Below are 12790 nucleotides of genomic sequence, written 5' to 3'. Positions count from 1 at the left end.
ATCACGCACGGTGAAGTGAGCGGTCGGGGTTGCGCCGGCCGAAAGAGGCGGGTCTATGTTGGGGATTGATCGGTTTTGTCCCTCTCCCCCGGAGGATTCCCCATGCGCAAGTCACGGTTTCTGATCGCGGCCACCGCCCTCACGGTGACCCTGGGCGCGGGCCTCGCGGTCGGCTCCCGCAACGACACCGCCGAGGCCGCAGTGGTCTGGAACGAGGATTTCAACGGTCCCGCGGGCGCCGGGGTCGACACCTCGAAGTGGAACTTCGACGTCGGCGGCCACGGCTGGGGCAACCAGGAGTTGCAGTACTACACCGACGGCACGAGCAACGTGGCCATGGACGGCGAAGGCCACCTGGTGATTACCGCCCGTAAGGGCAGCGGCGGTCACAACGACTGCTGGAACGGGGCCTGCCAGTTCACCTCGGGCCGCATCCAGACCTCCGGCAAGTTCACCCAGCAGTACGGCCGGGTCGAGGCGCGGATCAAGGTGCCGGACGGCTCCGGTCTCTGGCCCGCGTTCTGGATGCTGGGCGGCGGCAACTGGCCTGCCGACGGCGAGATCGACATCATGGAGGTCGTCGGCCGCGAACCCAACCAGCTGTTCGGCACGCTGCACGGCCCCGGCTACTCGGGCGGCGCGTCCTACGGCAACCAGATCGTCTCGGGCACCCCGTGGCACCAGGACTTCCACACGTACGCCGTGGACTGGTCACCCAACCTGATCGTCTGGACCGTGGACGGCAACGAGTTCTTCCGGGCCACCCCGGAGTCGCTGCGGGCCGCCAAGGGCAACGTCGACTGGGTGTTCGAGCACCCCTACTTCATCATCCTCAACCTGGCCGTGGGCGGGAACTTCGGTCAGGGCAACCCGGCCGGCCTGCCCGGCGAGAGCCGCATGCTGATCGACTACGTGCACGTCAGCGCGTAGCCGTCACGACCATGCGGTGGTGATCCGCGGTCAACGGCTCGCCGTCCTCGCCGTAGCCGCCGACCGCGGTGAAGCCGGCCGCGAGCAGCCAGTCGCGCAGCTCGGGCAGGGCGAACAGCCGTTTCACGAACGTCAGGCGGCGGGCCCGGCCGTCGCGGATCACCGTCCGTTCCACCTCGAACCGCATGGTCAGCGGGTCGAGGTGGTGCCGGTCGACCAGCATGTCGCCGTTCTCGCGGGTCGCCGTGATCCGCGACGGCGGGCACGACGCCAGGAAGCGCGGCAGGTTGTCCACGTCCATGGCGAGCCGGCCGCCGGGCCGCAGCACCCGCGCGATCTCGGTCAGGACCGTACGGTTGGTCGCGTCGTCGAAGTACCCGTACGCGGTGGTCCAGTTGATCACGCGATCGAACCGGCCCGCCCAGTCCGGCAGCGCCCGCATGTCCCCGGCCACGAAATCGACGTCGAGCCCGGCCTTCGCCGCGTCGGCCCGGGCCCGCTCCAGGAAGACCGCCGACGAGTCGAGGCCGGTGACCCGGCAGCCACGCGCGGCCAGCGAGTTGGCCATCGTGCCGTGACCGCAGCCGAGGTCGAGCACCGCCAGCCCCGGCGCCAGGTCGAGCAGGCGCCAGATCAGCTCGACGGCCGCATCCTCCCGATACGCGGTGCCCACCAGGGGGCCGTGGGTCGGTGCCTCGCTCCCACCGGCGAAGAAGTACAGATAGTCCTCTTCGTACATGGCCGTCGCGTCGAACAGATCCGCCGTCATGGCTCCGACCGTAGAAACGAGCGCCGGAACCGGCAACCGGATTGCCGCGGCCCCGCTTGCCGGCGGGGGCCATAGTGGTGCTGTGTTCAAACGTCCGGCCGGACCCAGCGGCCTGCTCCGGCGCCTGCCCGCTCCGGCAGCCCTCGTCCTGGCCGCTCTGTGCCTGCTCCTGCCGTTCATGAGCGCCTCCTGCAGCACCGACGAGCCGCCCCGGACGCAGATGCGCGTCACCTACACCGGCTCGGACGTCCTGACCGGCGGCACCCCCGCCATCCACTACACCGACGACGCCGGTCGCAAGCCGATCCACCGCCTCGACGACGCCGAAGCCGAAGCCCTGCTCGGCCCCCAGCCGCTGTCCCTGCCGGCGCAGCCCGTGGCCTGGCTGGCCGTAGCCCTCATGCTGCTGGCGCTGGCCGCCACCGGGCTGCCCTCACGCCTCTGGCGGGCCACGTCCCTCGGTGGCCTGGCCCTGGCCGCGGCCATCGTCCTGTTCGGCTCGACGGTGCTGGCCCGCCGCGACGCGACGGACGTCGTGGCCGGCATCTTCCTGCGGTCCGGCGGATCCTCCACCGATCCCGCACCGGCGGTGGCGGAAGTGCGCGCGTGGGACAGCTACGACCAGGTCGCCGCCACGTTCCGCTACGGCTACGGCCTCTGGGTGGCCGTCGCCGTGCTGGCGGTCGTCGGGGTGGCGGCCACCGTCGAAGCGCTGCGTTCCACGCCCGCCGAACCGGCCGGCCCGGACATCCGCAGTGGCTGATCGGTCAAGACCCCGGCGTGTCGTGCCGCTCGAACGAGGCGCGGACGATCTCAGGGCCCGGCCACCCGGCGGGCCCCTGTTCGGATGCGGCCGGTATCGCCGGAGGCTAGGGTGCGGACCGTGACGGGCGCGGTGCGTAACTCGGAGCTGCTGGGCATCCTGGTCGCGATCGTCCAGGGCCCCCAGGGCCGGCTGCAGGCCGTGGAGCTGGCCGGACGCGGGTTGGCCGCCGCGGCCCGATGCGATCTGGCCGTCATGGCCGACAAGCACTCGGTGTACACCGAGCCCGAGCCGGTTCTGATCGAGCGAAGCCTCGCCTTCGCCGATCGGGCGGTCGAGCTGGGCGAGATCATCGACGGCCTGGCGGATCTGTGGCGGAGCCGGCGCACCGGCGAGATCGGCGACCCGGCCTTCGAGGCGGCGCTGGGCGATCTCGTCCGGCGCATCGAGGAATGGCCGGGGCGGGCCTTCCCCGGTTTGTGAGGTCAGCCGCGCGGACCGGCGTCCGCCAGTTCGCGATCGGTGAGGCGGGCCGTCAGAGCCTCGGCGGGCAGCGGCTTGGCGAAGTGGTAGCCCTGAGCGGTGTCGCAGCCGATCTCGCGCAGGGCCGCGGCGGCGGCCTCGTCCTCCACGCCCTCGGCGACCACGGTCAGGCCCAGGCGGTGGCCCAGTTCGACGGTGGAGGCCACCAGCGCGCGGCTGCTGTTGTTCTCCGCGAGGTCCAGGACGAAGGAACGGTCGATCTTCAGCTCGGCGATCGGCAGGACCTTCAGGTAGGTCATCGACGAGTAGCCGGTGCCGTAGTCGTCGATCGAGGACTTGACGCCGGCCGCGCGCAGCCGGTTCAGCGCCTCGATCGCGGTCTCCGGGTCGCTCATCAGGGCGTACTCGGTCACCTCGATCGACAGCAGGTCCCCGGGCACGCCGGTCTCGGCCAGCAGGGCCGCCACCCGCGCCGGGAAGTCGGGGTCGAGCAGGCTGCGCGTCGACACGTTGACGGCGACCGGCACGCGATGCCCGGCGTCGAGCCAGGCCCGGGTCTGCCGCAGCGCCAGCATCAGCACGTGCTCGGTGAAGCGGTGCATGAGGTTGGTGACCTCGAGAACGGGGATGAAGTCGGCCGGCGAGATCGGGCCGCGGGTGGGGTGGGTCCAGCGGGCCAGGGCCTCCACACCGACCAGAGCGCCGGTCTCGACCGCGATCTTCGGCTGGTAGTTGAGGGTGAGCTGACCCGGGTCGTCCAGGGCCCGGCGCAGGTCGCCCAGCAGCGACAGGCGCGCCGCCACGTCCTGGCGGGGCTCCTCGCGGAAACGGTGGAAGCCGGCCCGATGCTGCTTGGCGTCGTGCATGGCGGTGTCGGCGTGGCGCAGCACGGTGACGACGTCCTCGCCGTCGCGGGCGGTGTGCGCGCCGATGCTCACCTCGAGGTCGACGGTCACCTCGTCGAGCACGAACGAGCTGTCGAAGGCCTCGGTGAGCCGGGCCGCGATGCTCTCGCCGATCTGCGGGTCGTCGCCGTGCAGGAGGACGGCGAACTCGTCGCCGCCCAGCCGGGCCACCACGTCGTCGCCCGAGCGCACCAGCGACGCCAGACGCCGGCCCGCCTCGACCAGCAGCAGGTCGCCGATGCGGTGCCCGAGCTGCTCGTTGACGTCGCGGAACCCGTCCACGTTGATGATCAGCACGGTGGGCCGGCCGGTCTCCACGGCCACGCCGGCGCGGGTGGTGAAGGCGGTGCGGTTGAGCAGGCCGGTCAGCGGGTCGGTGGCGGCCATCGCCTCGACCTGGCGGCGCAGCGCGCGGCGGGACAGGCCGAGGCCGCCCAGCGCGGCGAGGCCGAGCACGAACACGACGATCACCGCGATGACCGAGTCGCGGGAGTCACGCAGGGACTCGCCCTCCTGGCGGTCGTAGTCGGCCAGGTGGTGTTCCTGCTCGTGCAGCAGGGTCCGCATCATGACCGTGTATTCGGGCTCCAGCACGTCCTCGATGGTGGCCCGGGCCGCGCCGTCGTCGCCGCGGTCGACCTGGGCCAGGAAACCGACGATGACCATGTGCAGTTTGCGGTGGTGCTCGGCCAGTTCGCCGGCGGTTTCGCGGTGCTCCTCGTCCACCGCGGCCATGCGGACCATCGCGGCTTGGGTCTCCCGGTTGGCGTCGAGCAGCTCGACGTGTTCCTCGCCGTCGGGCTCGATCATCGTGCCCTGCAGCATCGCCATCTCGGTGGTGAGCGCGAAGGCGGCTTCCTGGTACGCGTCGGAGTCGCCACCAGCCGCCGCGACGGACCGCACGCGCTGGGCCTGCTGCCAGTTCGCCAGCACGGCGTAGCCGGCCAGGGCAGCCAGCAGGACCGCCAGCACCCAGGTCACGGTGCGGGGCGCGCGCAGGAACGACACCAGCAACCCTCCCGTTCGTCGTGGTCGCGGGCCGGGGAGCCCGTTGATCCGAGCATCGGACGCGCGGGTTCCCGGATGACGGGCGTTCGGGTTGCGAAATGGGTGCAGGTCACCTGGCGAACACGTCGTACCGGAGGAACGCGTTCAGCCGAGCATGATTCGCTCGCAGATGTGATCACTTCTGAGACTGCTCTGCTGGCGTCGGCCGCGGCCCATTTCGGCTTCCAGGCGACCGTTACAGCAGTGGTGTATCCGGCCCTGGCGAGGGTTCCCGCGGCGCAGTGGCCGGCCGCGCACCGAGCTCATTCCCGGGCGATCACCAGGCTCGTCGTCGTCATCTACGGCGCGCTGGTCGTGACCGGGGTCTGGGCGCTCTGGTCGGGCTTCCAGGCCGGGAAGCTGGTGGCGCTGGCGGCGACGGCGGTGGCCTTCACCGTCACCGCGGCGGCGGCGGCGCCGGCTCATGCGCGGCTGGGCGCCGGGCACGATCCGGGCCGGATCGCCACCCTCCTGCGCGTCGACCGCATCCGCGCGGGGGCGTCAGCGGTCGCGTTGGTGGCAGCGGCCGCCGCGTTGTGGTGAGACCCCTGGCGGGGCGCGTTGCCTAGCGGACGTAGTGCCGCAACCGCACGGCCTCCCCGCGTGGACCGGTCCCGTCAGCGGTCGTCGTGCGCGTGTATCGCCATCCTGTGCTCTCGTAGAACGCGACCGCAGGGGAACCCGGCTTGTCCACGACGCTGAGGATGAGCCGGCCGCCGGCCCAGATGCTCACATGGTTGAGCATGGCACTGGCCACACCCAGGCGGCGGGCCGCGGGCGTGACGAACAACCGCGTGACCTCCCGGCCGTTCTGCACGGCCACGTGGCCGACGAGCAGGCCGGGCTTGCTCTCGGCCACCCACGCCTGATCGAACTCGGGCCGGTCCAGCCAGGCCCCCGGATCCGACGGCCATTTCGCCGGGTAGCCGTTGACCAGGCGCACCTGACGCAGAACGTCGACGCACTGGTCGAGGTCCTCGGGCCGCCGAAGTCGGATGGTGAGGGGCCACACAGCTACATCAGTCACCCCACCATCATGAAGGCCGGCGCGAAGCCGTCGCGCCGGCCCGGACAAGTGGTCGATCAGTGGCTCGTCCCCAGGGTGCCCATCATCGCCGTCGGGTAGCGGTCGCCGCGGGCCGCGCCCGCCGGCACCGCTTTCTCGATCTCGGTCAGGTCGTCCGCGGTCAAGGTCACCTCCACGGCCGGCAGCGCCTCGGACAGGCGCTCGCGGGTGCGGGCCCCCACCAGCGGCACGATGTCGGCGCCCTGAGCGGCCACCCACGCGATCGCCAGCTGGGCGACGGTGCAGCCCTTGGCCGCGGCCACCCGGCGCAGGGCCTCGACCAGGTTCAGGTTGTGCTCGAGGTTGTCGCCGGAGAACCGGGGGCTCATGCCGCGGAAGTCACCGGCCTCGCCCCCGCGCGACGCGGTCCAGTGCCCCGAGATCAAACCCCGGCTGAGGACCCCGTACGCGGTCAGCCCGATCCCGAGTTCCCGCAGCGTGGGCAGAATCTCGCCCTCCACGGCCCGCGAGATCAGCGAGTACTCGATCTGCAGGTCGGCGATCGGGTGCACGGCGTGGGCCCGACGGATCGTGTCCGCGCCCACCTCGGACAGCCCGGCGTGCCGGACGAACCCGGCGTCGATCATCTCCTTGATCGCGCCCACCGTGTCCTCGATCGGGACCGCCGGGTCGAGCCGCGCCGGCCGGTAGACGTCGATGTAGTCGGTGCCCAGCCGGTTCAGCGAGTACGCCAGGAAGTTCTTCACGGCCGCGGGCCGCCCGTCGTTGCCGCCCCACGAGTGGTCGGGGCCGCGCAGCGCGCCGAACTTGACGCTGAGCTGGTAGCTGTCGCGGGGCCGGCCGCGCAACGCCTCGGCCAGCAGCAGCTCGTTGTGGCCCATGCCGTAGAAGTCGCCGGTGTCGATCAGGGTGACGCCCGCGTCCAGTGCGGCGTGCACCGTGGCGATGCTCTCGTCGCGCTCCGAGGCGCCGTAGACGCCGTGCGACATGCCCATCGCGCCGAGGCCGAGGGCGGAGACGGTGGGGCCGGTCCGGCCCAGGTTTCGTGTCTGCATGGGAACCACCGTGCGCCGTTGCCGGTGGCGGCGGAAGCGGAGCGCTTATCGTGGGAGAGCCGCTCCCTGGATAGCCCGGCACGGGCGGGCGAGGATGGATTCATGCAGCGTGCCGAGTTGGCCGACTTCCTGCGCCGCCGCCGCGAGGCGATCCGGCCGGCCGAGGCGGGCCTGGCCGAGGGGCCGCGCCGCCGCACCGCCGGTTTGCGCCGCGAGGAGGTGGCGATGCTGGCCGGCATGTCGAGCGACTACGTCGTACGGCTGGAACAGGGCCGCAGCAGCCAGCCGTCGACCCAGATGCTGGGGGCGCTGGCCCGCGCCCTGCGGCTCTCCGACGACGAACGCGACCACCTGTTCCACCTGGCCGGGCACCAGCCCCCGCCGGCCGAGGGCACCGCCCGCCTGGCCCGCGCGGGCCTGCTGCGCATGCTGGACCTGCTCGGCGACACGCCCGCCATGGTGCTCAGCGACCTCGGCGAGACCTTGGCCCAGAACAGGGGCTCGCTGCTGCTGGGCGGTGATCAGACCCGGTACACGGGGGACAGGCGTTTCCACGTGTACCGCTGGTTCACCGATCCCGCCGTCCCCGGCATGCACCCGCCCGAGGAACGCGACCACCTGGCCCGCGCGACCGTGTCGGATCTGCGCGCGGTGGCGGGCCGCCGGCATGACGACCCTTCCCTCGTACGGCTGATCGCCCGGTTGTCCGCCGAAAGCGACGAATTCCGCGTCCGCTGGGCCGAGCACGAGGTCGGGGTGCGGCGCGCGGACCGCAAGACGTTCGTCGACGCCCGCGTGGGTCCCCTGGTCATGAACTGCGAGACCCTCATGACCCCCGATCAGCAGCAGCTTCTGCTCGTGCTCACCCCGGCCGACGCGCCGTCCCGCGAGCGCTACGAGCTGTTGCGGGTGCTGGGTCTGCAGGAGTTCGCGACCGGAGTATGACGGCCGGATCCGGGTACGCTTCCCCGGTCATGCCTGCCACCCCGCCGTCCCGTCGCCGCCTGTTTCTCCTGCTCGGCGCGGTCGTTCCCATCCTGGCCGCGGTCAACGTGGCCGACAAGTTCGGCCCCCGGCACACCGGCCTGGTCGCGGGCCCCCTCGTCGCGGCGGTCCTGGTGCTGCTGGCCCGCCGAGCCGGCCTCACCTGGCACGACTTGGGACTTTCCCGCCGTACGCTGGTGCCCGGCCTGAAGTACGCGATCGGCGCGATCCTGGCCGTCGCGCTCGTCTACGCCATCGGCGTCGCCCTGCCGTGGACCCGCCCCGCCTTCCACGACGTCCGCTACCACCTGCACCCCGGCGCGGCCCTGCTGGCGGCCTTCATCATCGTCCCGCTGGGCACGGTGCTGCTCGAGGAGATCGCCTTCCGCGGCGTCCTGATGGGCCTGGTCAACCGGCACCGCGGCGCCGTCTGGGCCAGCATCACGTCATCGGTCCTGTTCGGCCTGTGGCACATCCTCCCGTCCCTGCGCCTCAACTCAGCCAACCAGGCCGTGGGCGACGCGGTCGGCGCCGGCACCACAGGCCGCGTTCTGGCCGTCCTGGGCGCGGTCACGTTCACGGCCGTGGCCGGGTTGCTCCTGTGCGAGTTGCGCCGCCGCAGCGGCAGCCTGCTGGCCGCAGCCGCCCTCCACTGGGCCACCAACGGCCTGGGCCTGCTGGTCGCAGCCGCCTTGGCCACCACGAGCTTCGCTTAGATCGCGTCCAGGGTCAGGGCCAGCAGGCCGCGGTCGAGGCCCACGATCAGGTGGTCGTCGATCTGGCGGACGGCCAGTGCCCGGTGGTGGACCGGGATCACCAGCAGTGACTTGCCGAGGCGGGGGTCCCACACCCGTACGGTGCGGTCCAGACCGCACGACACCAGCACCGTGCGGCCGCCGAGCACGGCCGGGGTGATGCCGGTGACCTCGGCCGTGTGGCCGGTGAGGACGCGCACCGGGCGGCCGTCGGCGAGGTCCCACAGGCGGATCGTGCGGTCGATCCCGGCCGACACGACCACTTGCCGGTCGGGCAGGGGCAGCGCGCAGAGCGCGTTCACGCCGTCGTTGTGGTGGTTCTGCTCCCACAGGCGCCGGCCCGCCTCGTCCCAGAGCCGCACGACACCGTTCTTGTCGGCCGACGCGAGCACCGGGCGGCCGTCGCGTTCGGCCGTCGTCAGTGACGTCACCCAGTTGCGGTGGCCGATCAGCCCGTCGACCGGGCGGGCCGTGGCCGGTTCCCACAGCCGTACGGTCATGTCGTCACCGGCCGACACCATGAGCGGCTCACCGTGCCGGTCGAGCACGCGGACCGCCTTGACCGGCTCCTCGTGCGCCTGGAACGGCTCGGGCGGCTCGTGCCCGCCGACGTCCCACAGCTGGACGTGCCCGTCCTCGCCCGCCGAGGCCAGCCACGACTCGACCGGGCAGAGCGCGTTGACCGGCCCGAAGTGCGATCCCAGCTCGCCGCGGGCCCCGCCGGTGGCCAGGTCCCAGAGCCGGATCGAGCCGTCGCCCCCGGCCGTCGCCACCAGCGTCCCGTCGCTCCGCCGGACCGCGGCAACGTCGGCCACCAGCCCCGGCAGCTCGCTCTCGCGGACCGCTTTGGGCAGGTCACCGCGGGGATCCCAGACCCGTACGGTGCCGTCGTCGCCCGCCGTGGCCAGCAGGTTGCGCCCGCTCACCGGCAGCTCGCAGACGGCCCGGATCCAGCTGGCGTGCCCGCGCAGCCCGCGCCGTTCGACCCCGGTCTCGGCGTCCCACAGCCGCACCGTGCCGTCCTCCCCGGTCACGGCCAGGATGCAGCCCTGCTCGGAGCGGATCGTGCAGATGTCGGTGATCGGCCCGGCGCCCGGGTCCAGCGACGCGAACTCCTGCCCGCTGACCGGGTCCCAGAGCCGTACGGTGCCGTCGTAGCCGCCCGAGGCGAGCAGCGTCCATCGCTCGGTGACGACCGGATAGAGCGTGGTCACCCAGCCCTCGTGCCCGCTCAGCACGCGCAGGCAGGTGCCGCTGAGTGGATCCCACACCCGCACGTCCCCGTCGAAACCGGTCGAGGCCAGGACCCCGTACGACCGGGGAACCGGCACATGGGTCACCGCGGTGACCCACCCGGTGTGCCCGCGCAACGTGCGCGCCGGCATCCCGGAGGCGACGTCCCAGATCCGTACGCTCCGGTCGTCCCCGGCCGAGACGAGCAGGTCGCCGGCGGGCATCGGGATGGAGCAGAGGTTGCGGACCCAGTCGTCGTGCCCCACCAGCGTGTGCCGGCGGGTTCCCGAGCGCGGATCCCAGACGCCGATGGTGCCGTCGTGGCTCGCCGTCGCGAGCAGCGTGACCCCGCCCGCGGTGACGGCGCTCAAACCGCGGATGCAGTCGTCGTGACAGGCGAACGACCGTACGGTCTGGTTGGTGATCGGATCCCAGAGCCGGACCGTGCCGTCCTCGCCGCCCGACGCGAGCAGGCTGCGCCCGTCCACGACGATCGCGCACACGTCGTGCACCGCCAGCGAATGTCCTTCCAGCACCGTCCGTTCGAGCCGCGGCGGGGTGTGGGCCCAGGACGCGCGGTAGCGGGCGCCGGACGTGCCGACCTGGGCGCCGAGGTCGTCGAGCCGGTCCACGACCGAGAACTGCGCGGCCCGTTCCTCCGGACCGGCCGTGACCGCCGCCGGGGCCCGTTGCAGCAGCAGTTTGCGGGCCCGTCCGGTGTCGGTGCGGGCGGCTTCGGCGTACGGGAGAAGGCGTTCCAGGCGGGCGTGGAGCAGGTAGCCGTCGTCGGCCAGCAGGTCGTCGATCAGGCCGGTCCGCGCCGCGTGCGCCGGCAGTGAGCGCAGCAGATATTCCGGCGCCTCGTCCCACCCGTCGGCGCGACCCAGCCCGAGCCAGGCCGTCACCAGCCGCCGCTCGTCGTCGTGGCGCCGACCGGCCTCCTCCCGGCTGCCCAGCAGCGCGTCGTTGAGGGCCTGATGGAAGAGCCGGTACGTCGGGCGGTCCGGATCGCCGCTCTCGACCAGGAAGTTCGCCGCGGACGAGCGCGCGAAGTCGTGCAGCTGGCCGGCCGTCACCTCCGCGCCCAGGGCCCGTACGGCCAGTTGCCACAGGCTCATGGGCAGGCCGGGCGTTTCCGCGTACGCCAGGGCCGTGAGCGCCAGTATCGGCGGCGCGCCGCCCGCCGCGGGCAGGTCGTGCACGAACTCGTTGAGGGCGTCGCCGACCGTGGCCGTGAACGAGACCCGGGCCGGTTCGACCGCCTCGACGTCGCGCAGCGCCCGGGTCCGGGCCACCAGGCCGGCGATCAGGAAGTTGCGGCCGGCCAGCTCGGCGATCCGGCGGGCCACGGGCTCGGCCACGGCCGGATCGGCGTACGTGCTCCCGCCCGCGAGCTGCAGGGTGGCCTGCGCGTAACCAGCGAGGTCCTCGGCCGAGAAGAACGCGGGGGCGTCCAGATCGATCAGCTCGGCGTCGGCGCCGAACCCGCCCAGCAGGTCGCCGGAGTCGTCGGCCCGGCGGGTGCCCACGACCACCTGCGCGCCCAGCTCGGCGCAGTCGCGGGCCAGCGGCACCAGCACGTCCTCGATCAGGGCGCGGGCGTCGGCCGGGGTGACCACCTCGTCCAGGGCGTCGACCACCAGGTTGAACCGGCGGGGACGGGCCGCGAGGCGGGCTCGCAACGCCGGCACGAGGTCGACGGGGGCCTGGGGCAGCCGGACCCCGGCCCCGCGGGCGATCTCCTCGGCGATCTCCAGCGCCGACTTGCCCTTCGCGTGCACCGCGCACGCCACCGACCCGGCCGTGGCCCGTTCGGCGGTGTCCTCCGGCGGCAGCGCGGCGACCACACCGGGATCGGCGGTCGTCACGATCCGGCCCAGCACCGCCGACTTGCCGACGCCCGGGGAACCCGTCACCACCAGCGGCCGGCCCGCCGCCTCGGCCCGATCGAGGAAGTGGCGCAGGTGCCGGAGCGCGGCGGCGCGGCCCCGGAACCGCGAACCCTTCTCGGCCCCACTGGCCACCCCGCGGGCCCGCGGCAGCCAGTGCCGGCCGGCCTCACCGTCGGCGGACAGGGCCCAGCCCCACGCGGCCAGCGTGGGCTCGTCGGCGTCCTCGAGCCGCCAGTCGTCGAGCGTGGACAGTTTGAGGCCGGGCAGATGCTCGTCGGCGTAGGCCAGCATGAGGGCCTGCCCGGACTCCGCGCCGACGACCAGCCCGACCACCGCCTGATAGTCGGGGGACCAGAGGGCCGCCCCGCCGAAGCCGCGCGTCACCCCGGTGTCGCCGGCCGGCGTGGTCAGCCGCATCAGGCCGTACCCGCCGCTGTCACCGATCGTGCCCGCGGCCCGTAGGCCACCGCCGGTGCCGGCCGGGAAACCGTAGGCCCGCCACTGCCGGCCGATCAGTCCCTGCGCCGTGGGCAGCTTCAACCGGGCCGGGGCGACCGAGGCCGGCACCGGCTCCTCGAGTTCGAGCAGGACGATGTCCAGGCGGTGCTCGGGGCGGCCGTTGAACCGGCAGGCCCGCACCCGGCGCCGCACGGTGGGCGGGACGTGCTGGGCCAGCGGGAAGGCCACCCACAGCTCGCGGAGCTCACCGTCGGCGAAGGCCACGCGCTCGCTGGAGAGCACCAGCGTCTGATCCACCACGAAGCCGGCGCCCAGCGGCGTCTCGTCGTGAGCGGTGGCATGCAGCGCCACCGCCCAGGGCTCGACCTTCGCACCTATCGGAATCACGGCGCCGCGCGGACGGACGGCATGGACATCGAACCCCCATCGGGTCGCGAGGGCGGGCACGCTCAGCGGCAATGCTGCACGGTGATTAGCCGGATCGCAAC

At 72.9% G+C, this 12790-nt stretch carries 11 protein-coding genes; 6 read left to right on the top strand and 5 right to left on the bottom strand.

All coding sequences use genetic code 11. The features are described from left to right. Positions 1-102: 102 nt before the first annotated feature. Positions 103-930, top strand: a complete 828-nt coding sequence (locus BKA14_RS19680) for a glycoside hydrolase family 16 protein (RefSeq protein WP_239092996.1) — start codon at positions 103-105, stop codon at positions 928-930. Here BKA14_RS19680 and BKA14_RS19675 read toward each other — a convergent pair. Further along, complete coding sequence (locus BKA14_RS19675; RefSeq protein WP_184952394.1) at positions 920-1699, bottom strand: class I SAM-dependent methyltransferase; 780 nt, start codon at positions 1697-1699, stop codon at positions 920-922. The genes BKA14_RS19680 and BKA14_RS19675 overlap by 11 nt on opposite strands. Positions 1700-1781: 82 nt before the next feature. Here BKA14_RS19675 and BKA14_RS19670 point away from each other — a divergent pair, with 82 nt between their 5' ends. Both BKA14_RS19670 and BKA14_RS19665 read left to right on the top strand, forming a co-directional pair. After that, the gene (locus BKA14_RS19670; RefSeq protein WP_184952393.1) at positions 1782-2462 is read left to right on the top strand and encodes a hypothetical protein; all 681 of its coding nucleotides are present in this window, start codon (positions 1782-1784) and stop codon (positions 2460-2462) included. A 120-nt stretch (positions 2463-2582) separates the two neighbouring features. After that, positions 2583-2945, top strand: a complete 363-nt coding sequence (locus BKA14_RS19665; protein WP_184952392.1) for a hypothetical protein — start codon at positions 2583-2585, stop codon at positions 2943-2945. 2 nt (positions 2946-2947) lie between these two features. Here the strand turns inward: BKA14_RS19665 and BKA14_RS19660 are convergent, their stop codons facing one another. Beyond that, a complete protein-coding gene (locus BKA14_RS19660) occupies positions 2948-4858 on the bottom strand; it encodes a putative bifunctional diguanylate cyclase/phosphodiesterase (protein WP_184952391.1) in 1911 nt (636 codons plus the stop codon). Between the two features lie 171 nt (positions 4859-5029). Here BKA14_RS19660 and BKA14_RS19655 point away from each other — a divergent pair, with 171 nt between their 5' ends. After that, complete coding sequence (locus BKA14_RS19655) at positions 5030-5440, top strand: hypothetical protein (RefSeq protein WP_184952390.1); 411 nt, start codon at positions 5030-5032, stop codon at positions 5438-5440. Between the two features lie 22 nt (positions 5441-5462). Here the strand turns inward: BKA14_RS19655 and BKA14_RS19650 are convergent, their stop codons facing one another. After that, the gene (locus BKA14_RS19650) at positions 5463-5924 is read right to left on the bottom strand and encodes a GNAT family N-acetyltransferase (protein ID WP_239092998.1); all 462 of its coding nucleotides are present in this window, start codon (positions 5922-5924) and stop codon (positions 5463-5465) included. 56 nt (positions 5925-5980) lie between these two features. Beyond that, positions 5981-6979 carry an aldo/keto reductase gene (locus tag BKA14_RS19645; protein WP_184952388.1) on the bottom strand — a complete coding sequence of 333 codons (999 nt, stop codon included), beginning with the start codon at positions 6977-6979 and terminating at the stop codon, positions 5981-5983. A gap of 102 nt (positions 6980-7081) precedes the next feature. Between BKA14_RS19645 and BKA14_RS19640 the strand changes: the two genes are divergently transcribed. Together BKA14_RS19640 and BKA14_RS19635 are read left to right on the top strand one after the other, a co-directional pair. Next, positions 7082-7924, top strand: coding sequence for a helix-turn-helix transcriptional regulator (locus BKA14_RS19640; RefSeq protein ID WP_184952387.1), 843 nt, complete (start codon positions 7082-7084; stop codon positions 7922-7924). A gap of 29 nt (positions 7925-7953) precedes the next feature. Continuing rightward, entirely contained in the window at positions 7954-8679 is a 726-nt protein-coding gene (locus tag BKA14_RS19635) for a CPBP family intramembrane glutamic endopeptidase (RefSeq protein WP_184952386.1), read from the top strand. Here the strand turns inward: BKA14_RS19635 and BKA14_RS19630 are convergent. Then, positions 8676-12653, bottom strand: a complete 3978-nt coding sequence (locus BKA14_RS19630) for a WD40 repeat domain-containing protein (protein WP_184952385.1) — start codon at positions 12651-12653, stop codon at positions 8676-8678. The genes BKA14_RS19635 and BKA14_RS19630 overlap by 4 nt on opposite strands. Positions 12654-12790: the final 137 nt, after the last annotated feature.

This window comes from Paractinoplanes abujensis (assembly GCF_014204895.1).
GTDB lineage: Bacteria > Actinomycetota > Actinomycetes > Mycobacteriales > Micromonosporaceae > Actinoplanes > Actinoplanes abujensis.
This window is presented reverse-complemented; position numbering and strand designations above follow the sequence as displayed.

Bases quoted from the DNA above. Each gene is read 5' to 3' on its own strand.
- BKA14_RS19680 (WP_239092996.1), top strand. From the start codon at position 103: ATGCGCAAGTCACGGTTTCTGATCGCGGCCACCGCCCTCACGGTGACC.
- BKA14_RS19675 (WP_184952394.1), bottom strand. From the start codon at position 1,699: ATGACGGCGGATCTGTTCGACGCGACGGCCATGTACGAAGAGGACTAT.
- BKA14_RS19645 (WP_184952388.1), bottom strand. From the start codon at position 6,979: ATGCAGACACGAAACCTGGGCCGGACCGGCCCCACCGTCTCCGCCCTC.
- BKA14_RS19640 (WP_184952387.1), top strand. From the start codon at position 7,082: ATGCAGCGTGCCGAGTTGGCCGACTTCCTGCGCCGCCGCCGCGAGGCG.
- BKA14_RS19635 (WP_184952386.1), top strand. From the start codon at position 7,954: ATGCCTGCCACCCCGCCGTCCCGTCGCCGCCTGTTTCTCCTGCTCGGC.